Raw genomic sequence first — 21,825 nt, forward strand, 5'->3', positions numbered from 1 at the left:
GTTCATAGGAGGCTATTTTGATATGATTACCCATTTGCAAGATACCACCACCCTGCACAACGGAGTGAAGATGCCTTGGTTTGGCCTTGGCGTATTCAAGGTCGAGGAAGGACAGGAGCTGGTAGACGCGGTGAAGTTCGCAATTACCCACGGCTACCGCAGCATCGATACCGCAGCAATCTACGCGAATGAAAAAGGCGTCGGACAAGGCATCCGCGAAGGCTTGCAGGAAGCCGGTATCCCGCGTGAAGCGCTGTTTGTCACTTCGAAGGTATGGAACGCCGACCTCGGATACGAAGAGACGCTCGCTGCTTATGAAACCAGCCTGCAGAAGCTGGGACTAGACTATCTGGACCTGTATCTGATTCACTGGCCCGTCGCCGGTAAATATAAAGAAGCTTGGCGTGCGTTAGAAACGCTCTACCAAGCCGGAAAGGTCAAGGCGATCGGCGTCAGCAACTTCCAAGTTCACCATCTGAAGGACTTGATGGAAGACGCGGAAATCGTGCCGATGGTCAATCAGGTCGAATACCATCCTCGTCTGACGCAGCAGGAAGTGCAAGCCTTCTGCCGCGAACACGGCATTCAAATGGAGGCATGGTCCCCGCTCATGCAAGGGCAACTGCTGGATCATCCTGTGTTACAAGAGCTTGCCCGTAAATATGGAAAATCGGTCGCCCAAATCATCCTTCGCTGGGATTTTCAGAACGGCGTGGTAACGATTCCGAAATCGACCAAGCCGGATCGGATTGCCGAGAACGCAGACGTGTTTAATTTCGCGTTGACGGAAGAGGATATGGCACGGATCAGCGCGCTTAACGAGAACCTTCGCGTGGGTCCGGACCCCGACAACTTTGATTTCTAAGCCTACCAAAAAAGAGCAGATACCGTGGATCCGCTGGATCCTTCGGGTCTGCTCTTTGTCAGCTGTAGGGACCGATTTCGATGTAATGATGCTCGGTCTCATAGGTGAGACTCTTGTATTTTCCATTCTCTTTGATCGAAAATTCGGCGACCGCATATATTTCATACGTTCCGATCCGATCGATCCGGGTCTCGAAAAACTCGTTAATATCCGTTTCTCCCCCCATGCTGCGAACCACCGCACTGTCCACCTGGGTGATCGTGTTCACCCGGTTGCCCAAGCTGTCCACGATCAGGTAATGGAACACCCGAGGGCGACTCATCAGCTCATATTCGGTTTTGGACAAATTATGCAGGCTGGCGATTAACGTAAAGGTCTCGTCTATCCCAGCACGCTTCGGAACAGACAACTCTACGGTAAAAGGACCTTCCGCATCCTGCGCTGGATCTTCGGGTACGGCCGGTCTCAGCTTATTGATCGCTTTGTTCACCGGATCGAAGGTGCCGCATCCGACAAGCAGGAGCGCCAATAGCATCACGGTCAAACCTAACGCGTATTTCCTCAATCCGCATCACCTCAAAATGAAAGACGACATCCCGCCTGTTTTGTTGCAGAAGGACGTTCTTAAATCTTAAAGAAAGGGTACCCTAAAGGCACCCTCGAAATCAAGGACCCTCGGTCAGCCCGCGGATGAACGCGCATGGACAACCGCCATTTTTGAGCGATTTGTGAACCGAGGATAGGCTGCCTTCCCGGAACCATACTAATACCAGCTTTATCCAAATCATCAACGATGGAGGCTGGACCGTAATGGCGCAAAAAAGAATGAATCTGCTGATGTTCAGCGGGGATTACGACAAAGCAATGGCCGGGCTGATTCTGGCGAACAGCGCGCGGGATATCGGTGTGGAGGTGACGATGTTTTTTGCCTTCTGGGGCCTGTTTCTCGTGCGCGATCCGGAGAAGATGACGCTGGAGGACAAAACGCTGTATGAGAAGCTGATGACTTGGATGACCCCCAAAGGGCCGGACGAGCTGCCGCTCTCCAAAATGAATTACAGCGGGCTGGGCAAATGGATGTTGGATGAGATGATCGAGGACCAGGAGGCCCCCCGTCTGATCCACTTTCTCAAAGGAGCCCGCAAGAAAAACATCAAGTTCTACGGCTGCAAGCTGTCGGTGGAGATTATGGGCTTTAAGCCGGAGGAATTCCTCCCGGAGGTGGAGATCATCGATGCCCAAACGTACCTGCGCGATGCCTTGGAATCGGATATTCAGCTGTTTATCTGAAGACGAAGCCTACGTAAGGCGCGCCGCTGTCCGCTTTGTGGAGGTTTTCTGAACTTTCCCCCGCAGCCCTAACCCCCCTAGGCGAATGCACATAACCTAAAGCGTTATTACAGTAACCTAACAGGGGGAGACTTGGTTTGCTGGAGATAGAGGAATTGGAATTTGAGGTTTACCGGAAAAATACGATCGGCTACCGCCATCCTTTTGTTACGCCGTACGGGACGCAAACGTTGCTCTATGCCGATTGGGCCGCCAGCGGCCGCCTATATCGGCCGATTGAACAGAAGCTAGCCCAGGAGATCGGCCCGCTGGCGGGCAATCCCCACACCGCCGCCAGCTTGACCGGCACGGCCATGACCGCCGCTTATGAGGAGGCGAAGCGGATCATCAAGCACCATGTCCACGCCGGCCCCAACGACATCCTGTTATTCGAGGGAACGGGGATGACGGGGGCGGTGAACAAGCTGCAGCGCCTGCTTGGATTAAAGGTCCCCGCCGCTTGGCGGGCAGCTTACCGGAGCGGAATGGCCGAACGGGAGCGGCCGGTTGTTTTCATCACGCATATGGAGCATCACTCCAACCACATCTCCTGGGCGGAAACGATCGGCGAGGTCGTCTGCCTCCCGCCGGGGGCCGACGGCCGCGTGGATCCGGCTTGGCTGGACTTCCTGCTCCGCCGCTACCGGGAGCGCCGCGTCAAAATCGGCGCGTTTACCGCCTGCTCCAATGTGACCGGCTTCGTGACGCCAATTCATGAGCTCGCGCGGGTGATGCATCGGCACGGCGGCATCTGCGTGGCGGATTACTCCGCCAGCGCCCCTTACGTCCCGATCAATATGCATCCGCCGGGAGCGCCGGAGGAGCGGCTTGACGCCATCCTCTTCTCCCCGCATAAGTTTCTGGGCGGCCCCGGCACGAGCGGGGTGCTGGTGATGAATGCGGGGCTCAGCGCGGGGGCGTCGCCGGACCGCCCGGGCGGCGGCACGGTGTCCTGGACCAGCCCGTGGGGCTTAGTCCAGTATCTATCCGACGCCGAATCACGGGAGGATGGCGGGACGCCGGGGGTGATGCAGGCGGCACGCACGGCGCTATGCCTGCGGCTCAAAGAGAAGATGGGCGCAGGCCGCCTGCTCCGCCGGGAACGGGAGCTAACCGACCGGTTGCTGTCGGAGCTGGAAACCGTCCCAGGGCTGACCATCCTGGGCGGGCCTAGCCGCGAGCGTCTGGGGATCGTCTCGTTCACCCTGGATCAGGTTCACTATAACCTGGCCGTCAAGCTGCTGAACGACCACTTTGGCATCCAGGCCCGCGGCGGCTGCTCCTGCGCGGGAACGTATGGCCATTATCTGCTGGGCATCGATCAGGCTACCTCGCAACGGATCGCCCGCCGAATCGCTAGCGGCGATTTCACCGCAAAACCTGGCTGGATCCGGATCTCCCTGCATCCGATCATGACGGCCGACGAGGTCGCCTTTATCGGATACGCGCTCCGTCAGGTGGCCGCCCGAGGCCAAGATTGGGCTAGAGATTACAGCTACGATCCCCGAACCAATGAGTGGTCCCATCGGCGCGGAGAACCGCGGATCAACCTCGACGAATGGTTTCGCTTGCCGGATCCCAGCGCCAAGGGCAAGGGAATCCTTGCAGATGAACCCCGCCAAACGATAGCGGAACTTCACATCCCCTAAGCCAAGGCGATTCAGAAGATGTTCAACTTGGCGGAACAGGTCCTTGGGGTATTCGGCTCCTTGCGCGACCAGTTCCAACACCGTTTGCTCAACGCAGCCAAGACCGTTCACCACATGCAGCATCGCTTCTCCTCCTTCATAAAGATCGCGGTACATCAGGGATGCTTGCTGCATCCGGGTCGGAGACCACCGGCAGCTCCTGGCGTTTGGCCTCCTGCCCGGCACTGCCCGAGCCGCTTCGGTTCGCCAAGTACACCCCGCCGAGGATGAACACCAGCCCGACCAGCAAGCGCCAGCTCACCGGCTCGTTCAGCAGCGTGAACCCCCAAATAATCGCGCTCGCCGGAACGAGATACGTGACGGTGGTGGCGAATTGCGGGGTTCCTTTTTGGACCATAAAGTAGAACAAAATATACGCCACCCCCGAGCCAAACACGCCCAGCCCGATCACCGCGCCAAGCGTAGGGAGCTTAGCCAGCGGGGCCAGCGAGTCCCGCTCGGCGATCAGCGTCATAAGACCGCTGCCGCCCATCGCGCTGATCAAGGTGCCGAAGGTCACCTGATACATCGACAACCCGCCGGACAGGCGCTTGGACAGGTGCGTGCCGACGGCATAACACAACGTTGCCGCCAGCATGCAGGCGAACCCAAGCATGTCTACCGAGGCAAGCGAAGTTGGGCTGACGCCTACAAGTACGAGCAAGCCGAGGAAAGCGATTCCCATCCCGGCCCACTGCATCCGGCTCGTGGCAACGCGAAAGAAGATGACGCCTACCACCAGCGTCCACAGCGGAGTCGTGGCGTTGAGCACCGACGCCAGGCTGCTCGTCAGCCGCGTCTCGCTGAAGCCGATCAACGCCCACGGAATCGCCGTGTTGATCAGCGCCATGATGACCATCGCCAGCCAAGGAATCGAGCGGAACCCAAACGGCTTGCGCAAGACGAGCATGACGCCCGTAATCGTTGCCAGCCCGAAGGCAGATCGCAGGAACGCTACGGTCCAGGGGCCGAAGTCGGGCAGCAGGATTTTGATGAAGAAAAACGAACCGCCCCAAATTAAACTAAGCATAATTAAGGCAAAATACAGCGTACGTCCCACTCTTATCCCTTCTTTCTAGGATCTCTCGGGCATATCTAATAACGTAACCCGGATCTCTAATGATCTTGATTGTATCACGAGGATGCCTCGATGTTCATCGAAGCATGCCTGCAAATTTGAGGAGGTATGGATGAAAGTCGAGGAAGCTCGAAAGGCTGCCGCCCGATGGGTCGACCAACATGCCAGCCGGGAAGCCGGTTTCCTAGGTGCTTACTTCAGCGGCTCCACGGTGGGATTACCGGGAGAAGCAGATCTGCCGGAAAGCTCCGACATCGATCTGATCGTTGTAACTCAGCCGACAGAGCCTCCGCCGAAACTGGGAAAATTCCGTTACGAGCAAGCATTACTTGAAGCAACCTACCTGTCCTGGAGCCAGCTGGCATCGGCGGAAGCGGTACTATCAGATTATCATCTGGCCGGGAGCTTCCGGACGGATACGATCATCGCCGACCCTACGGGGCGGCTACGCCGGCTGCAAGCGGAAGTGGCCCCCCGCTTCGCCGAGAAGCCTTGGGTCCTGCGACGCTGCAAGCATGCGCACGATCGGATCGAACGCGGGCTCCGCAGTATCGATCCCGAGGCGCCGCGGCAGGACCAAGTCTTAGGATGGTTGTTCCCAACCGGGGTGACAACCCATGTGCTGCTGACCGCGGCCCTTCGCAACCCCACCATACGGCTTCGTTACCTAGCGGCCCGCGAGGTGCTCGAGGCGTATGGGCATAGCGAGACCTATGCCGAACTGCTGCCGCTCCTGGGTTGCTCACAGCTCACCGCCCAAAGGACGGAGGAGCATTTGAAGGCGCTGGAGCGTACGTATGACACGGCGGCAGCGCGGGTTGCCACGCCGTTCCCCTTCTTAAGCGACATCACACCCGGCGCGCGTTCGGTCGCCATTGACGGCAGCCGCGAGCTGATTGAGCGCGGCCGCCATCAAGAGGCGGTGTTCTGGATCACCGCCACGTTTGCGCGTTGCCATAAGATGCTGGCAGCCGACGCACCGGAGGAAGGGGAGCGGCTCGCCCCGGATTTCCACGCCTTGCTGGCCGACCTTGGCGTCGGAACCACGGCGGCCTTACTGCAGCGAGCAGATGAGGTGCTCCGCTATCTCCCCCGCCTCATGGCCGTTGCGCAGGCCATCGTGGACGCCAACCCCGCTATCAAACCCGGCTCGGCTTGACTCGCCGAACCCGACACATCAGCAATAAGCCCCCAATCACAAAGTACGATGCAATTGGGGGCTATCTCATCTAGCGTTGCTTATGTGGTTTAGTCGATGCGAAGCTCGCCGTCGTAAGAGGTAATGATTTTGTAGAGGTCCGGCCGGCGGTCGCGGAAAATCCCCCACTCAATACGCTGGATCTCCAGCTGATCGAGGTCAAATTCCGCTACCAGCACCGTCTCCTCCGTACGGTTGGCTTCTGCAACTTTGTTGCCCTGCGGCCCGGCGATAAAGGACGAGCCATAGAACGTGATGCTCGAATCCTCGTCGGACTCAACGCCAACGCGGTTCGAGGCGATCACCGGCACCAGGTTGGAAGCGGCATGTCCAAGCATGCACATCTGCCAGTGATCCTTGGAGTCGATCGAGCTGTCCTGCGGCTCCGAACCAATCGCCGTCGGATAGAACAGCAGCTCGGCGCCCATCAGCGCCATGCAGCGGGCAGCTTCCGGATACCACTGATCCCAGCATACGCCAACGCCGATTTTGGCATAACGCGTCTTCCACACTTTAAACCCGGTGTCTCCCGGATTAAAATAAAATTTCTCCTCATACCCCGGGCCGTCCGGGATATGGCTTTTGCGGTAAAGGCCAAGCACTTCGCCGTCCGCGTCAATCACCGCCAGCGAGTTGTAGCGTGCGTTGTTTTTTTTCTCATAGAAGCTGATCGGCAGAACCACTTCCAGCTCCTTGGCGACCTTGCGGAAGTGCTGAATCGCGGCATTCTCCTCCAGTTCAGTTGCGTAGACGTAGTAGTCAGACTTTTCTTTTTGGCAAAAATACGGCGTTTCAAACAGCTCCTGCAACAAAATAATTTGTGCCCCCTGCCGGGCCGCTTCCCGGACCAGTCGATCCGCCTTTGCGATATTTTCTTCTTTATTGGATGAACAGCTCATTTGCGTAGCCGCAACTTTTACGTTTCTCATGTCGTTGGTCGAACCTCCTTCATTCTCGTTTATGCGCGTCTTGCCGCCATTTGCTGCGTTGTGCAGTGGACGTTGCCGCCTTCACGGATGATCGCCATCCCGTCGACGGTGCGGATCTTGCGATCCGGGAAGGTGTCGCTCAGCACCTGAATGGCCTTGCGGTCGGTTGCCTCCGCTGCGCCGCCAAAGATCGGCAAGATGATGCCGCCATTGACGAAATAGAAATTCAAATAGCTCAGCGTCAGCCGGCTATCCTCATAAAAAGCCTTCGGCGGCTGCGGGATCGGGATGATCTCCAGCTTGCGGCCTTGGGCGTCCGTTGCTGCGCTGAGGATGGCGATATTTTCCTGGGTGATGGCATAGTTCTCGTCGCTTGGATCATCGCATACCTGCAAAATGACCTTACCCGGTGCGGCGAAGCAGGCCACGTTGTCAATGTGACCGTCCGTTTCATCCCCGTCTAGACCGCGTTTCAACCAGATGATTTGGTCGACGTTAACATAGTTTTTCACAGCGGCCTCAATTTCTTCCCGGCTCAGCTGCGGATTCCGGTTCTCGTTTAACAAGCACTCCTCGGTCGTCAGCAGCGTACCTTCCCCGTCCGTATGGATGGATCCGCCCTCCAGCACCAGCGGGGCATCAAACCGCTTGACGTTCAGGGCTTCCAGAATTTGCGGCGCTACCGCATCGTCCAGATCCCATGGCGAATATTTGCCGCCCCAAGCGTTAAAGCGCCAGTTGACCCCGGCCAGCTCGCCTTCCGGATTCACGAGGAACGTCGGGCCGTTGTCACGCAGCCAGGCGTCGTTATGCTCGATCGGCATAAAAGAGATCCGTTCCGTGTTCGGATCCTGCGCAAAGCGAGCCTTCACCTGAGGTAAATCGTTCGGATTCACAACCACGGTGATCGGTTCAAACTCAGCAATCGCCGTAATAAATTCGGCATATCCGTCGCATACCTCGGCATACCGATCCGGATAGACCATCGACGCCTGCACCGGCCAGGAGATAAAAGTACGTTCATGCGGCGCCCATTCGGCCGGCATTTTATAGTTCAAATCTTTTGGATACATCGTTTCCTCCACTAAAAAATAATTTATCGTTTTCGAGCTAAATCCGGGACTGTCCTCATCGCTGCTTCTCCATGAGATGCCCCCATGGGTGCTGCTTCCCATGCCCTAACGCGGATGAGAAACGCTATTGGACGGATTTTCGCGTTGTTCAATTTCTAACGATGCTGTGGATCGCTATTTTCATCAAACCGCTTGATTCCGGCTCGAAAAATCGGATTTAAGCGCGGTGAGCAGCGTTAAAATGGTATCTCAGCGATTTGAGCCGACTTAAGCGCTGCGGCAAGCGTTAGACTTGCGGATTACCCTGAAATTCTAGCGCGTTCACCCAATTTACCATGATATCATATAACAAATTTTCCGCGCCTACAAATGGAAGTGTTGTCCGAAAAATCAATGCCTGATTTTCGGCGACATCGTCTCGTCGCAAGCGCTATAATGGGGGCATCAATCAACACGTCAAGGAGGCTTTCGTCCCGCATGATTCCCGCTGAGCGAAAAGAAGAATATTATCAAGCGTTGCTGGAGAAAAACTCGGAGTATGAAGGAGTCTTTTACGTCGGCGTTAAAACGACCGGCGTCTTCTGCCGCCCGTTGTCCCATCCAAACCACGTGTCTGATTGGGTCCGCATGCTGGTGGAAGCTGTAGAAGCGAATCCGGAGAAGCGCTGGAGGGACGAGGATTTTCGGCAGCTCTCCGTCGATGCGTCCACAGCGCGCCGCCAATTCAAGAAGCGCTTCGGCATGACCTTCGTGGAATACGCCCGTGCCCGGCGCATGGGACTAGCCCTGGGGAACATTCGCGCTGGCCGGCCGGTCATCGATGCTCAGCTCTCCACGGGATATGAATCGAGCAGCGGCTTCCGGGATGCGTTCTCCCGCATGATGGGGGCTGCGCCAACCCGCCTGGGTGGTACCACAGAAGCCAACGCGATGGGCGAGGCTTGATCCACCGCGGCAAGGAGGTCGTGATCGTGGTGAACGACCAAGTTGTCAAGCTGCCCCGCGGCCAGCAAAGCGCCGCCGCCACGCAGGTGGCCAGCGGCGGCGGACGATATAGCACGGGCGGCACCAACTCCGCCATCAGCAGCCCCGGGACGCGCCAGCAGCACGCCGTCGGCGGCGGCAGCGGCAGCGTGGCTGCGAACAAGTACGGTCGCGGACGCCATAAGAAACACGGCCGTAAACGCAGAGGGTGATCTAAACGTTACTCCCCCAACACTTCGATCGCCCGTTCCAAGCCGATAACCAGCTGTTCCAGCGACATGCTGGGGGCGCCGGGATGCCGTTCCGCTTGCTCCGGCAGGTAAGGGACATGGATGAACCCGCCGCGGATTGACTTCCCGCTGACGGCGAGGTGGTGCATCAGCCCGTAAAAAAGGTGGTTGCACACGAAGGTACCGGCCGAAAGCGAAAGCGACGCGGGAATCCCCTCGCCCCGTAGACGGTCGACCATGCGCTTGACCGGCAGCGTGGTCCAATAAGCCGCCGGGCCCACTGGCACGACCGGCTCGTCAACCGGCTGGTATCCGGCATTGTCGGCGATGTTGGCGTCGTTTAAGTTGACGGCGATCCGTTCGAACGAAATCCCCTCTCGGCCGCCGGCCTGTCCCAACGCGATTACCACCTCGGGTTCGTATTGCTGGATGGCGGTCAGCAGTCGCTCGGTGGATTGTCCGAACACTGTGGGCAGCTCCAGACCTACAATCTCAAAGGAGCCGATCACACGGCCCTGCAGCCGGCGCACCGCTTCAACCGCCGGATTGACGGGTTCGCCGCCAAAGGGTTCGAAGCCGGTAAGCAATAATTTTTTCATTGGATCTTCCTCTCCCTCTTGATAACCGATGGTCGCTTACGTTATACTGCTAAACAAATCAAATCTCGGAATCATGCCTATGAAGAGCATCCAACTCGGAGGCGTTTTCGTCAAGGGGAACATCGCGTTAAATGCGTAAGCCCTTCCCCCTAAGCTAACCGGGTCCGCCCGTTACCGCGGAACTAAAGGGGATTGAACCGGACCTGCCGGTTTGATCAATTTGGGTGGCACCGCGAGTCGATAAGCGCTCCTCGTCCCAATCGGACGAAGGGCGCTTTTTTGTATTCATATCGAAAAAAGGAGCGGATCACCTATGTTAGACATCAAATGGATTCGTGAGCATCAAGAACAGGTTCAAACGGTGGCGGAGGAAAAGGGCATCGAGTTGTCGGTTCCCGAGCTCTTGCGCTGGGACGACCAACGCCGGGCGTTGCTGCAGGAGACGGAGCGGCTGCGCCAGGAGCGCAACCGGCTGACGCCGCAAATAGAGGCACTAATTCGGGAGCAAGAGCCGGAGGCCGCCGCCGCATTAAAAGACGAAGTCAAGCAGCTGAACCGGCGGTTGAACGGATTGGAGAAAGAGCTGGAGGAAGCCGAACACGAGTATCGACGACTGATGCTGCTCGTCCCTAACCGGGTCTCTCCCGATACGCCCAAGGGCCGGTCGGATCTCGACAATGTTGAGGTGAAGCGGGTCGGCGCACCTCCAACATTTGAACATGAATTCGGAATGTAGCCTAGCCAAAATCTGAGAGATTCACGTTGTGACAAGGCATTTTCGTCATAAAAAGTTGCCAATTTTTTTGCAAAATAAACAGGACACTGCAAGCCTCTTGTCAAAGGTTAAACCACCACGAATAACCAACGAGAGGAAGTGTCCCTAGCAACATGGTACCACAAGCAACGAACCATGCGCCAGAACGAAAATCACGCCGCGAACGCCGAATTGAAATTCTTGCGGAGCGTCGCCGAATCAAGCAGATCATGAAGAAGTTGAGACCGGTCACATTCGACAACAACACCGTCACGGAAGCCGGGAACTTCCAGTTCCTTGCCAGGTTCAAGGAACTCATCGGTCTGGACACCCTTATCGAGAGTCACGTTCATCTGGAACAAACAGCCAACTGTGTCTACACGGCCGAAAAGCTCGTCGATCACCTGCTGGACTGCGCGCTACTCGGCCACACACGTTTTTCACATATGAATGCCCTGCAGTCGGACCCTGGTTACCAGATCGTTACCGGCATCGAGCGTTTTCCTGACGAAAGCACCTTTCGCAATTTCCTGGGCAAACTCACCTGGAGCCATCTGATTCAGCTTGTCGCGTTAAACCGGGATTTGCTGGCACATAAGGCGCGGACGGGCGAAAAGCGCCTGGTCTGGATCGACATCGACGACACGGTCATCACGCTGTTCGGGGAGCAGGAAGGCGCGACAAACGGCTACAATCCGCGTTACCACGGACGTCCCTCGTACAAGATCCGGGTTGCTTTCATCGCCGGAAGCGGCGAGCTGATCCACTTGCAACTGAATCCCGGCAACATGAACGGCATGAAGGATTTGCTCTCGTTCGTTAAAGAAGTCGAAGCGATGCTGCCGCCGGAATGGATCGTCGAAGGCATCCGGGCCGACTGCGGTTTTGCCGACGAAGCTGTCATGGCGTACGCCGAAGAACGCGGCTGGCAGTACATCTTCAAGCTCCCGAAGAAAGCGACCGTCAAGAAGGCCATCGCTTATCTGCAGCAGCATCCCGCCTTTTGGGAGACGCTGAACGAAAAGGAAGAGCACATTACGTTCGCAGACGAGGATGATCGTTGGGCTGCTGCCGACATCCCGATTCTCCTTACCAACTGGGAGAAAGCCAGGCGCTGTGTCATCTACCGGGAAGCCCACGAAACCGAGCGTACAACCGATGGCCAATTGACGATGGCTCTCACGACCTATTCCTTCCAAGCCATTGTCACCAATACCGATCTCAAGCCGCTCATGCTGCTTCGCTCGTACAACAAGCGTGCCAACATCGAGAATCGCATCGATGAATTGAAAGAAGGTTATGCGGTGGAACAAAACAGCCAACATTCCATGCTCCGCAACCTGCTGTTCAGCTGGATCAAGGCCATTGCCTACAACGTGATGGTCTGGTTCAAACAGACGCTGATGCCGGAAACCTTGCAGCGGTGCGAAGTCCAAACGATTCGCCGAGCGGTGATCCGGGTACCCGGCAATGTGGTCGGCTCCGGTCGCTACCAGCATATCCGGCTTGCGCCGAATCCGACGCTCGCTGGAATCGTCGATGCGATGCAGCAAAAGCTCAGAGCATTGGCCATAAGCTTCATTCCGACTCTACATGCGGCCTAACGGTTCGATTCATCCCTGGCCATAACGGCATTTCGACCTGTAAAAATCAGGTCTTCTTTGGGTTGTGCAAAAAAACGCAGGATCACATCAGAACGTAAGAAGACTTAAAAGCCCGGCTCCAAAAACGCATTGAAACAGGCATTCCGTAGTGCGATGGCGGGTTATCCACAGGCCTGAGTTATCCACATTCCGATTTCATGTTGAATTTACACCGCGTGACCACGTCGCTTTAGGCGAGCTCCACCGGATGATCGACATCCCGCGCGGAGTCAAAACGGCTGGCGCACGCAACTACTACCTGAGCGGCGCAGGAGTCCTGCTCCACCGGGCGGTGCAGCAGCTCGCGATGGATCTCCTCGCAGCCAAAGGCTTCACCCTGCTGGAGGTCCCGTTAATGGTGCGCTCGGAGGCGCTCGTGAACACCGGGTTCTTCCCGCTGGGTGCGGATCAGACGTATCGGATGGCGGAGGACGACCGCTGGCTGGTCGGCACCGCCGAGGTTCCGCTCGTGTCGTATTACGACCGCGAAATCGTTGAACTCACCCAGCCGATCAAGCTTGCAGCGGCCTCGTTATGCTTCCGCAGCGAAGTCGGCTCGGCAGGCCGAGATGTGCATGGCTTATACCGCGTGCATCAGTTCTCGAAGGTCGAGCAAGTGGTGCTCTGTGAAAACAATCTGGATCTGTCGGAGCAGCTGTTTCAGGAAATCACCCAAAACGCCGAAGAGATGCTTCAGCTGCTGGAGCTGCCTTACCGGGTGATGGCGGTATGTACCGGCGACATGTCGCAAAAAACGTATAAACAATACGACATCGAAACGTGGATGCCTAGCCGCGGCGCTTACGGGGAGACCCATTCGTCATCGCAGCTATTGGATTTTCAGGCACGGCGTTCGAACATCCGCTTCAAGGACCGCAACGGTAAGCTGCAATATTGCTACACATTAAACAATACCATGGTGGCCTCGCCGCGAATCTTGATCCCGCTGCTGGAAAATCATCAGGAAGAAGACGGCAGCATCCGGATTCCGCTGGCGCTTCGTAAATATATGAATGGACTAGAACGCCTGACACCATTGGACCTGCAGGGATAGGTAACATTTTCCACAAAACATATCCGCTTGGGTTTCGTCCAACTATATAAATCCATCCAGAAAATAGGTGATTTATGATGACGAAACCATGCTATACAGGATGTGAGCAGCGCTACGGTCAGCGAGGAACTGCTTCCTGCCGGCAGCAAGCTGCATGTCGTTCGTGAGGCCAGCGCGCTCTGGCTGGAGGTGCGTACCCCCGACGGGCGCTCCGGTTATGTATCCGCCAAGCCAAAGAGGGCAAGGAGGTTAGTCTAGACGAACTGCGCAAAGGGGATCTGCTGTTCTTCAGCGCACGCGGGCTGGACATCGGCCATGTTGGCATTTACATCGGGGATAATCAAATTTTGCACACCTACTCCAAAGAGAAAGGCGTCCATATCGAAGCGTTTGACGGCCAGTGGAAAAAGCGGTTTGTGACCGCGCGGCGGGTGCTCTAGACGTCTGCTGGTTCTAGATCGAGTACATTCAGTTTTCCTCCGGGTTTGCCGACATAATAATTAAAGAGTTGGCAAAGGAGGTGAATCCGTGCGGTTTTGCCGGCGACGTACAAACTAATTAAGCCGGATAAGGCGCATGGAGACGCGATGTGGAAATGGCTGAAAGGCTCGAAAGCAACCTCTGATCCTGCCCGCAGCGAAGCCGCCGCGGCAACCCAAGCTGACGCGCCCCTGACGGATGATCTCCCCCCGCAGCCCAAGGTCATCATTATTACCGGGACAAGCGGCTCCGGCCGCAAGAGCATCGCCAAGCAGCTGAGCACTGACCTGGGCCTTCCTTATGTGCTGCCTTATACAACCCGTGCTATACGTACGGGGGAACGGGACGGCGAGCACTACCGTTTTATTGCGGAAGCGGACTTTCAGGCGATGGCCAGCCGACAGGAGTTCAGCCAAAGCGTTCGCTTGGAGCGAGGCAGCTACGGCATCGCGGAGCGCGATCTAAGCGAAGCGCTGGAGCAGTATGGCGCGGCGGTCGTCGTCGTGAATCATGAAGGCATGCAGACGCTGCGGAAACGGTTTGGCCCGCAGGCGATTCGGATTTTCCTCTACGTGACGAAGGAGGACATTCGACTGCGCGAGGAACGGGAAGGGGCGCCACCCGAGGTCGTCGAAGAGTATTTAAGGAACTACTCCGAGCAGGTGATTTACAAGAAGGAATCCGACTATCTACTGCAAAACATCGATCCCGCCGAGACGCTGGCGAAGATTAAGGTTTTTTTGCAGGACAAAATCTAAACAGAAGCGGGTTGTCTCGGCCGAATACGGCTGGGCAGCCCGTTTTTTGATGCGTGGAGCCTAGTTAGGCGGATAAAATAAGCCAGCATCGAGGGTCCTTTGGAACGACTAAGCCGGTACCGCCTGTACCGGCTTGTATGCGTTAGCCGATCCCTTCCTCTGTGTCCATATCTAGAGCAAAGGTTTCTTTTAACCCTGCCCGCCCTTTCGCGGTCAGCTTAACGGCCCGGCTCTGCGGACTTCGTTCCACCCACCCCAGCTCCAGCAGCCGTTCCAAGATCACGTTGCCAAGCGCCCCGGCCAGGTGATGTTGGCGTTCGCTCCAATCCAGGCATTTATGAGAAAAAGAACGGCGCTTGCTCTTCGCTCGGTCGATATCGACTCCAAATCGGTTCAGCACGGCTTCGCCCTCTGCGGTAACTTCAAATACGCCGTCTCCTTCGGCAAGGATCCCAGCGCGCACCAAGCTTTGCGTCAGGCGAACACCGAGATTCCCTGCCAAATGATCATAGCAGGTTCGGGCATACCGCAGCGCCTGGTCCTCCGTCGCCTGTCGCAAGGATTGGACCGGGGCCGGCGGTGCAATCGACAACAACGATTCCAACACCCGGGCGACTTCCGGGCTTGCAATCCCGTAGTAGCGGTGACGGCCTTGTTTTTCGACGGCAACTAATCCGGCCTCCGTCAGCTTGGCCAAATGAAAACTGGCGGTTTGCGCCTGAATCCCGGCCATCCGGGCCAGCTCACCGGCCGCGTGATATCTTCCGTCCAGCATGGCCGTCAGCATCGCCGACCGGCTGGGGTCGCTGACGAGCGAGGCGATAACCGCCGCTTGTGTAGGCATGGATGCAACTCTCATGGCGATTGATTCCTCCTTTTTGAGGATGTTATCCATATTTCGATCCTCATTGTAATGTTCCCATTATACAATGAGCGAGAAACCACTGAAAACCAGGGAGGGAACTCGTTTGTATTCTTCGAACTACTTCGGGCTCGGGGAGCCGCTGGGGAGGACGTTTCGGGCGGAGGTACGAGGGGGGGAATGCAGCCGTTATCCTCTAGCCCCTTTACTAATGATCTTACTGAAGATCTCCGCCCTCGGCTTCCCAGCGCGCAACTTCCTCGCGGACGCGCGGCGCAACCTCCGTACCGAGAAGCTCGATGGCCCGCATCACATCCTCATGCGGCATGGTGCCAAGCGGACAATGCAGGAAGAAGCGGGTGATGCCGACATTTTTGCGCAAGTAAATGATCTTATTTGCCACGGTCTCCGGATCGCCGACGTACAGCGCACCTTCCAGGCTGCGAGCCGAATCGTAGGTAGCTCGACTGTAATGGCCCCAGCCGCGTTCGCGCCCGATGATGTTCATCACCGCCTGCGTCGAAGGGAAGAACTTCTCTACGGCCACATCATTCCGATCGGCGACAAAGCCGTGCGAATGGGAAGCCACGGTCAGCTTCGAGACATCATGCCCGGCTTGGGCTGCAGCACGCTTGTAAATCTTAACAAGCGGCGCAAATTGAGTCGGCCGGCCGCCAATGATCGCCAGCACCAGCGGCAAACCAAGCACACCGGCTCGAATGACGGATTCGGTATTGCCGCCGCTGCCGATCCAGACCGGGAGCGGGTTTTGTACAGGACGCGGATAGACGCCTAGATTGTTGATCGCTGGACGGTGCTTGCCTTGCCAGGTTACTTTTTCCGACTCGCGCAGCTTGAGCAGCAGATCCAACTTCTCTTCAAACAATTCCTCGTAATCGTTCAAATCGTATCCAAACAGCGGGAACGACTCAATAAAAGAGCCCCGCCCAGCCATAATCTCCGCGCGCCCGTTTGAGAGGCCATCCAGCGTCGCGAAGTCCTGGAACACGCGGACCGGATCATCGGAAGACAGCACGGTTACGGCGCTGGTCAGCCGGATACGCGTCGTCTGCGGAGCAGCTGCAGCTAACACCATCGCAGGCGAGGAAGCCGCATAATCCTGGCGGTGATGCTCCCCTACGCCAAACACGTCCAATCCGACTTTGTCGGCCAGGACGATCTCCTCTACCACCTCGCGCAACCGCTGCGCATGACTGATCGTTTCACCCGTGACAACATCCGGCGTCGTCTCCACAAACGTGCTGATCCCGATTTCCATGTTTCGTTCCTCCGCTTCGTCTTCGTTTATTAACTATATTTTTGTATTTTACTATACTTTTTTCATTAGAGCAAAAGAAAAACTGCTGAACTCGTCCACTAGCTGGTTGAGCTGTATTTGTAGGAGCCTTTGGAGGAGCCTGGGGGATGCCCCTTCTTACGCCTCTTTGCATGATTATCCCTTTTGTTCCTCTTTACACCACTATCCCTTTCATTCAGAAGTGGAGGTTGGATTTCTCCACCCTGATGCAACGGGATAATCGTCAAAAAGAGCGGATTGCATTGGTATCCCCTCCAACCTCGAAATATTAAAAAAGGGAGAAATGTTGTAGGTAGGCCATACAACATTTCTCCCCTTTGAGCTGCTGCGCGGGGGCGGCGGCATGAAGGTTCTTCTCGCGCCTCTTTGCACGATTATCCCTTTCGTTCAGAAACGGGGAATGGATATCTTCTCCATCCCCTGATGCAACGGGATAATGGTCCAAAGAGAGTGGACGGCATACGTCCCCGCAGGCCGCGACGACGCTGCCCGTGCACTCATCTGCCAAGCCGCAGCAGGCGGCCGATGTTTTCGCAGGCGCGCTCCACGTTGCGCGGCCCGTCAGCGAGCAGCTGCGGCAGGGCGGCCGCGCCGGGGGCGATGCCGAAGATCGCGTCGATCCCTTCGGCGTAAAGCGCGTCTGCGCCGTCGCCGATCGTCCCGGCGATCGCGATCACGCGCTTGCCGGCAGCCTTGGCGATTCGGGCGACACCGTAGGGCACCTTGCTGCCGCCGCGCCACCTCCGCGTAATGCGCGAGCGCGGCGTCCAGCTGCTCCGCCATTGCGGCGGTGGCGCCCTTCTGCGGCCCGAACACCCGGGACGCGCCACGCTCGCCGCAGAGCGGGTTGTCGACGTCGCAGGCCACGATCAGGCGCGCCTGCTGCAGGCGGGGATCCAGCGCGGACACGTCGATCCGCGCCAGCTCCCCGAGGCGGCCTCCGCCGCGCGCCAACGGCCGGCCCGCCGCGTCCAGGAAGCGCGCGCCCAGCGCCTCGGCCATGCCGGCGCCGCCGTCGTTCGTCGCGCTGCCGCCCAGGCCGACGATGATCCGGCGCACGCCTTGATCCAGGCAGGCGCAGATCAACTCGCCGGTGCCGTACGTCGTGGTCTGCAGCGGATTGCGCCGATCCGGCGGCACCAGGTGGAGCCCGCTGGCCGAGGCCATCTCAATGGCCGCCGTCTCCCCGTCGCCCAGCAGGCCGTACTGTGCCAGGACCGGCTCCCCCAGCGGGCCCGTCACCTCCAGCGAGCACAGCCTGCCGCCCGTGGCGTCAACCAAGGCTTGAACGGTTCCTTCCCCGCCATCGGCCATCGGGATGTGGACGTAATGCGCATCGGGGAACGCTTTGCGAAGCCCTTTTTCCATAGCCTCACACACTTCCTTGGCGGTCATGCTCTCCTTAAACGAATCCGGCGCCAACACGAACGTAGGTTGACGTACGATACTCATCGATGGCCTCTCGCCTATTCCTTCATGAACTTCGCGGCGGCTTCCATCGCCCCGACCACGCGGTCGCACCAGGCGTCGAATTCAGGGTCAGCCACTTGAAGCTCAGGGTGCGCCAGAATATGCTCTACGGTTCGCCGAATCCCCTGATCCACGCGAACCGTAGCTGTAAAGCCAGGCACGAGCCGCTTCAGCTTGCTATTGTCAAAGACAACCGTATTGGCCTTGTCACCCAGCAGTCCGCCGCGGAAGTCGTACGGGCCGTTCTCCGCCAAAAATTCAGAAGCGACATGCACCGCGCGCAGCTTCACGCCCAGCGCATCCGCAATGATTTCGTAAATTTGGTTCCAGGTCACGCTTTCGTCCGATGTAATATGCACCGACTCTCCTATCGCATGAACGTTGCCCATCAGCCCGATAAAGCCTTTGGCAAAATCGCTGTTATGCGTTAACGTCCACAGCGACGAACCGTCCCCATGAATCAGAACGGGCTTGTTCAACAGCATCCGCTGGGCCACTTGCCAGGACCCTTTGTTGCCGTGAACGCCCAACGGGATCGAACGCTCATCATAAGTGTGGCTCGGCCGCACGATCGTGATGGGGAAGCCGTTCTCGCGATACTCCTTCATCAAATATTCCTCGCAGGCAATTTTGTTGCGGGAGTAAGCCCAATATGGATTGGACAGCGGCGTCCCTTCGGTGATTCTGTAATCCGACAAAGGGGTTTGATACGCCGAAGCCGAGCTAATGAAGATAAACTGCTTTGTCTTCCCGGCAAACAAGCGCACATCACGTTCCAGCTGCGCCGGTTCAAACGCGATGAAATCCGCCACCACATCAAAGGTATAACCTTCGAGCTTCTTCGCCACCTCGGCTTCCTGATGAATATCAACCTCAATGACATGTACGCCCGGCGGCAAATCCTTATTGCGAGTCCCCCGGTTCAGCAGATACAGCTCCCAGGAGTTGTCCTCCGCCAATTGTCGGGTAATCGCCGAGCTGATCGTTCCCGTGCCTCCAATAAATAGCGCTTTCAAAATAATCCCCTCCCAAGTCAAATTCACCCAATCCCCTACATCGTACCACCTCTAACCGCAATTTCCAAATGTCCCCCGTCTCGCCAACTCCCCCCGCAACAAGGATCGCTGAAATGCATTGACATGGCTCCTTCGGAAATGGTATCTTCAACCCTGCCCGGCGATATCCGGGTTAGTTGCTTAGTTGCTTTAGCCTGATTACGAATTATCCGATAATAAGATTAATGTGTTGGCTTGATCTACCAATTATTAAAGAAAAGAATGTGATGACGATTGAAGCCCCTATTTTCGCGTCTGCAAAATAACGCCTTCCTCGAAAAGCATCTGTCCGGCGAGTCCATGGACTATCGGCAGATCTTTGCCTTGTTTCTGCCTATTCTAATCGATCAGGCTTTTATCGTTGGCCTTAATCTGGTCAATACCGCCATGATCAGCTCGTCCGGCGTCGCCGCTGTCAGCGCGGTGAACATCGTGGACTCGCTGAATATCTTCCTGATCAGCGTGTTTGTCGCTGTCGCGACCGGGGGAACCGTGGTGGTCGCCCAATACAAAGGCAGCCGCAACGACCGTAACGTCTCCCGCGCTTCTGCGGCTACGGTTACGGCGGTAACCCTGCTCGCCGTCGTAATTGGGCTGCTGTTGATCGGCTTTCACAATCCGCTGCTCAAGCTGCTGTTCGGCGCCGCGTCGGCCGATGTATTGGACAATGCTCGCGTCTATCTGATCGGCAGCAGCATCTCCTACGTCGGGCTGGCCGTCGTTCAGGCCGTCTGCTCCGCACTTCGGGGCATCGGTAAAACTCGGGCGTCCTTAACCCTTTCCCTGATCATGAACCTGCTGTACGTATTGCTGAACCTCTTGCTGATCACGCTTCTGGACATGGGCGTTCTCGGGATGACTCTAGCGATCAATATCGCCCGGTTCGCCGGTGCGGCCTGTGCACTTTATTATTTGTTCAAAATGGAGGCTTCTCTTCACCTGCATCTGATCGACCTGTTCCACTTCCCGATTGAGATACTGCGAAAAATTCTTTTCATTGGCATCCCGTTCGCCGCCGAACAGCTATTCTTTAACGGCGGCAAGCTGCTGACTCAGGTGTTTATTGTCAGCCTTGGCACCTATGCGATTGCAACGAATGCGATTGGCGGTTCCCTGGCCGGGGTGTTCCAAATTCCTGCCGGCGCCCTCTCGCTGACGATTGTCACCGTCGTTGGCCAATGTATTGGCAGCGGCAGCGTTAGTGATGCGCGGAAGTTCATTAAGTCCTTCCTCTGGCTGGGGTCCGGATCGCTGGCCTTGATTAGCTTAATTTTGCTGCCGTTGTTCCGACCGCTCGTGAGCATCTTCTCGCCGCCGTCCGATATCGTTGGCGACATCTTTCTCGTGCTCCTGGTGAGCTCCATCGCCCAGGTTCCGCTCTGGCCGATCAGCTTCATTCTGCCATCCGCCTTGCGGGCGGCGGGCGACTCGCGCTTCACCTCAATCACTTCGATGCTGACGATGTGGCTGTTCCGTGTCATTCTCGGCTACGTTCTTGGCATCACGCTTGGCTTCGGCATCCTCGGAGTTTGGGTGGCGATGTGCAGCGAGTGGGGCGTGCGCGGGGCCATCTTCCTCTGGCGCTTCCGCGGGAAGAAGTGGTATGCGCATAAGCTGATTTGAATGTCCAACTGCATCAAAAAAGGCCGCCCCATTTCAGGGCGGTCTTTACTTTACGCTCCAAACTTTGCTATCTTTCTGACTTAGCGCGGGTAACGCTCAACCATTGGAATGGATCCGCCGCGCGAAGTCCACGAAGCGGAATTTGTCCGGCCGGTGCCGGGATTCCGTGTACTGAAACAAGCTGGCGTCCTCCAGATAGACATGGCTGCGGATGACGACCATGTTGTGGAAGCCTTCCAGGTCAAGCAGCTGCTTGTCCTCGTGGGTAGGCTCCTCGATGACGATTTCTTTTTTGGCGAAACTGATCTTCAGCCCAAGCTCCTTCTCCAAATACTCGTAGATCGAGTTCTCGCAGATTTCCCGGGTTAAGGACGGCACGTACTTCGCGTTCAAAAAATCCTTATCAAGCAGGACCTTCCCCCCGCCAAACTCCCGGATGCGCACAACTTTCCATACCTCGTCCTTACTGGAGATATTGAGCTGCTGCTTCACGTAGGCATCTGGCTTCACCCGGGACAGCTCATGCACCAGGGTCCGGGGCTTCTCGCCCATCTTGCCGGCCAGCTCCTTAAAGCTCACCAGCCCGGATACGGGAAAATCCACCATGCTGCTGCGGATCACAATGGAGCCCTTGCCTTGCACCTTCTGGATATACCCGTTCTGTGCCAGCAGGGTTAAGGCTTTGCGAATCGTCTCCCTCGACGTGTTGTAACGCTCCTTCAGCTCATGCTCGGACGGGAGCAGCGAGTGGGGCGCAATCTCCCCGGCTTCGATCTGCCGCGCAATGTCGTTGTGAATCGCCAAATACTTGTTTGTCATGCTTCCGACCCCAAAC

The 21,825-nt window shown here is 57.0% G+C and carries 20 protein-coding genes and 3 pseudogenes; 13 read left to right on the forward strand and 10 right to left on the reverse strand.

What is annotated here, in order from left to right; genetic code table 11:
• The first annotated feature begins 22 nt into the window (after positions 1-22).
• Complete coding sequence (locus tag ACL02P_RS16770; RefSeq protein WP_412837746.1) at positions 23-865, forward strand: aldo/keto reductase; 843 nt, start codon at positions 23-25, stop codon at positions 863-865.
• A 58-nt stretch (positions 866-923) separates the two neighbouring features.
• Here the strand turns inward: ACL02P_RS16770 and ACL02P_RS16775 are convergent, their stop codons facing one another.
• Positions 924-1,430 (reverse strand): hypothetical protein, encoded by a 507-nt coding sequence (locus tag ACL02P_RS16775; RefSeq protein ID WP_009223523.1) that lies wholly within the window; start codon positions 1,428-1,430, stop codon positions 924-926.
• Between the two features lie 245 nt (positions 1,431-1,675).
• Here ACL02P_RS16775 and ACL02P_RS16780 point away from each other — a divergent pair, with 245 nt between their 5' ends.
• Complete coding sequence (locus tag ACL02P_RS16780) at positions 1,676-2,155, forward strand: DsrE/DsrF/DrsH-like family protein (RefSeq protein ID WP_036644137.1); 480 nt, start codon at positions 1,676-1,678, stop codon at positions 2,153-2,155.
• A gap of 137 nt (positions 2,156-2,292) precedes the next feature.
• The gene (locus ACL02P_RS16785) at positions 2,293-3,843 is read left to right on the forward strand and encodes an aminotransferase class V-fold PLP-dependent enzyme (RefSeq protein WP_323078144.1); all 1,551 of its coding nucleotides are present in this window, start codon (positions 2,293-2,295) and stop codon (positions 3,841-3,843) included.
• A 136-nt stretch (positions 3,844-3,979) separates the two neighbouring features.
• On the opposite strand, the gene ACL02P_RS16790 is transcribed toward ACL02P_RS16785, so the two are convergent.
• Positions 3,980-4,942: a DMT family transporter gene (locus tag ACL02P_RS16790; protein ID WP_412837747.1), complete on the reverse strand. Its 963-nt coding sequence runs from the start codon at positions 4,940-4,942 to the stop codon at positions 3,980-3,982.
• Positions 4,943-5,072: 130 nt separating this feature from the next.
• Here ACL02P_RS16790 and ACL02P_RS16795 point away from each other — a divergent pair, with 130 nt between their 5' ends.
• Positions 5,073-6,119, forward strand: coding sequence for a hypothetical protein (locus tag ACL02P_RS16795; RefSeq protein ID WP_260070152.1), 1,047 nt, complete (start codon positions 5,073-5,075; stop codon positions 6,117-6,119).
• A gap of 89 nt (positions 6,120-6,208) precedes the next feature.
• On the opposite strand, the gene aguB is transcribed toward ACL02P_RS16795, so the two are convergent.
• Together aguB and ACL02P_RS16805 are read right to left on the reverse strand one after the other, a co-directional pair.
• On the reverse strand, positions 6,209-7,087 hold the full coding sequence (aguB, locus tag ACL02P_RS16800; protein ID WP_009223518.1) for an N-carbamoylputrescine amidase: 879 nt from the start codon (positions 7,085-7,087) through the stop codon (positions 6,209-6,211).
• A 29-nt stretch (positions 7,088-7,116) separates the two neighbouring features.
• A complete protein-coding gene (locus ACL02P_RS16805) occupies positions 7,117-8,160 on the reverse strand; it encodes an agmatine/peptidylarginine deiminase (RefSeq protein WP_036644135.1) in 1,044 nt (347 codons plus the stop codon).
• A gap of 477 nt (positions 8,161-8,637) precedes the next feature.
• On the opposite strand from ACL02P_RS16805, the pseudogene ACL02P_RS16810 reads away from it, so the two are divergent.
• Positions 8,638-9,069: pseudogene (locus ACL02P_RS16810) on the forward strand (helix-turn-helix domain-containing protein); the annotation flags it as partial.
• A gap of 62 nt (positions 9,070-9,131) precedes the next feature.
• Positions 9,132-9,356: a hypothetical protein gene (locus tag ACL02P_RS16815; RefSeq protein WP_232282221.1), complete on the forward strand. Its 225-nt coding sequence runs from the start codon at positions 9,132-9,134 to the stop codon at positions 9,354-9,356.
• A gap of 8 nt (positions 9,357-9,364) precedes the next feature.
• Here the strand turns inward: ACL02P_RS16815 and pcp are convergent, their stop codons facing one another.
• Entirely contained in the window at positions 9,365-9,973 is a 609-nt protein-coding gene (pcp, locus tag ACL02P_RS16820) for a pyroglutamyl-peptidase I (RefSeq protein ID WP_009223515.1), read from the reverse strand.
• Between the two features lie 313 nt (positions 9,974-10,286).
• Here pcp and ACL02P_RS16825 point away from each other — a divergent pair, with 313 nt between their 5' ends.
• The 6 genes and pseudogenes from ACL02P_RS16825 (at position 10,287) to ACL02P_RS16850 (ending at position 14,662) form a co-directional block, all read left to right on the forward strand.
• Positions 10,287-10,709 carry a hypothetical protein gene (locus tag ACL02P_RS16825; protein WP_412837748.1) on the forward strand — a complete coding sequence of 141 codons (423 nt, stop codon included), beginning with the start codon at positions 10,287-10,289 and terminating at the stop codon, positions 10,707-10,709.
• A gap of 152 nt (positions 10,710-10,861) precedes the next feature.
• The gene (locus ACL02P_RS16830; protein WP_009225442.1) at positions 10,862-12,331 is read left to right on the forward strand and encodes an IS1380-like element ISPaen1 family transposase; all 1,470 of its coding nucleotides are present in this window, start codon (positions 10,862-10,864) and stop codon (positions 12,329-12,331) included.
• Between the two features lie 205 nt (positions 12,332-12,536).
• Positions 12,537-13,424 (forward strand): annotated as a pseudogene (serS, locus tag ACL02P_RS16835) (serine--tRNA ligase); the annotation flags it as partial.
• Positions 13,425-13,526: 102 nt separating this feature from the next.
• A complete protein-coding gene (locus ACL02P_RS16840) occupies positions 13,527-13,682 on the forward strand; it encodes an SH3 domain-containing protein (RefSeq protein WP_260070148.1) in 156 nt (51 codons plus the stop codon).
• 23 nt (positions 13,683-13,705) lie between these two features.
• Positions 13,706-13,864, forward strand: coding sequence for an NlpC/P60 family protein (locus ACL02P_RS16845; RefSeq protein ID WP_260070202.1), 159 nt, complete (start codon positions 13,706-13,708; stop codon positions 13,862-13,864).
• Positions 13,865-13,960: 96 nt separating this feature from the next.
• On the forward strand, positions 13,961-14,662 hold the full coding sequence (locus ACL02P_RS16850; protein ID WP_260070147.1) for a guanylate kinase: 702 nt from the start codon (positions 13,961-13,963) through the stop codon (positions 14,660-14,662).
• 142 nt (positions 14,663-14,804) lie between these two features.
• Here ACL02P_RS16850 and ACL02P_RS16855 read toward each other — a convergent pair whose 3' ends face one another.
• The 4 genes and pseudogenes from ACL02P_RS16855 to ACL02P_RS16870 form a co-directional block, all read right to left on the reverse strand.
• Positions 14,805-15,521 (reverse strand): winged helix-turn-helix domain-containing protein, encoded by a 717-nt coding sequence (locus tag ACL02P_RS16855; RefSeq protein WP_323078151.1) that lies wholly within the window; start codon positions 15,519-15,521, stop codon positions 14,805-14,807.
• Between the two features lie 220 nt (positions 15,522-15,741).
• Positions 15,742-16,803 carry an LLM class flavin-dependent oxidoreductase gene (locus ACL02P_RS16860; protein ID WP_009223511.1) on the reverse strand — a complete coding sequence of 354 codons (1,062 nt, stop codon included), beginning with the start codon at positions 16,801-16,803 and terminating at the stop codon, positions 15,742-15,744.
• A 536-nt stretch (positions 16,804-17,339) separates the two neighbouring features.
• Positions 17,340-18,294 (reverse strand): annotated as a pseudogene (locus ACL02P_RS16865) (glycerate kinase).
• A gap of 14 nt (positions 18,295-18,308) precedes the next feature.
• Positions 18,309-19,328 (reverse strand): SDR family oxidoreductase, encoded by a 1,020-nt coding sequence (locus ACL02P_RS16870; protein ID WP_412837749.1) that lies wholly within the window; start codon positions 19,326-19,328, stop codon positions 18,309-18,311.
• Positions 19,329-19,601: 273 nt separating this feature from the next.
• On the opposite strand from ACL02P_RS16870, the gene ACL02P_RS16875 reads away from it, so the two are divergent.
• A complete protein-coding gene (locus tag ACL02P_RS16875) occupies positions 19,602-20,990 on the forward strand; it encodes an MATE family efflux transporter (RefSeq protein ID WP_009223507.1) in 1,389 nt (462 codons plus the stop codon).
• A gap of 96 nt (positions 20,991-21,086) precedes the next feature.
• On the opposite strand, the gene treR is transcribed toward ACL02P_RS16875, so the two are convergent.
• On the reverse strand, positions 21,087-21,809 hold the full coding sequence (gene treR / locus ACL02P_RS16880) for a trehalose operon repressor (protein ID WP_009223506.1): 723 nt from the start codon (positions 21,807-21,809) through the stop codon (positions 21,087-21,089).
• Positions 21,810-21,825: the final 16 nt, after the last annotated feature.

The organism is Paenibacillus sp. MB22_1 (assembly GCF_047200555.1).
GTDB lineage: Bacteria > Bacillota > Bacilli > Paenibacillales > Paenibacillaceae > Fontibacillus > Fontibacillus phoenicis.

Bases quoted from the DNA above. Each gene is read 5' to 3' on its own strand.
- ACL02P_RS16855 (WP_323078151.1), bottom strand. From the start codon at position 15,521: ATGAGAGTTGCATCCATGCCTACACAAGCGGCGGTTATCGCCTCGCTC.
- ACL02P_RS16830 (WP_009225442.1), top strand. From the start codon at position 10,862: ATGGTACCACAAGCAACGAACCATGCGCCAGAACGAAAATCACGCCGC.
- ACL02P_RS16805 (WP_036644135.1), bottom strand. From the start codon at position 8,160: ATGTATCCAAAAGATTTGAACTATAAAATGCCGGCCGAATGGGCGCCG.
- ACL02P_RS16780 (WP_036644137.1), top strand. From the start codon at position 1,676: ATGGCGCAAAAAAGAATGAATCTGCTGATGTTCAGCGGGGATTACGAC.
- aguB (WP_009223518.1), bottom strand. From the start codon at position 7,087: ATGAGAAACGTAAAAGTTGCGGCTACGCAAATGAGCTGTTCATCCAAT.
- ACL02P_RS16860 (WP_009223511.1), bottom strand. From the start codon at position 16,803: ATGGAAATCGGGATCAGCACGTTTGTGGAGACGACGCCGGATGTTGTC.
- ACL02P_RS16825 (WP_412837748.1), top strand. From the start codon at position 10,287: ATGTTAGACATCAAATGGATTCGTGAGCATCAAGAACAGGTTCAAACG.
- pcp (WP_009223515.1), bottom strand. From the start codon at position 9,973: ATGAAAAAATTATTGCTTACCGGCTTCGAACCCTTTGGCGGCGAACCC.
- treR (WP_009223506.1), bottom strand. From the start codon at position 21,809: ATGACAAACAAGTATTTGGCGATTCACAACGACATTGCGCGGCAGATC.
- ACL02P_RS16795 (WP_260070152.1), top strand. From the start codon at position 5,073: ATGAAAGTCGAGGAAGCTCGAAAGGCTGCCGCCCGATGGGTCGACCAA.
- ACL02P_RS16770 (WP_412837746.1), top strand. From the start codon at position 23: ATGATTACCCATTTGCAAGATACCACCACCCTGCACAACGGAGTGAAG.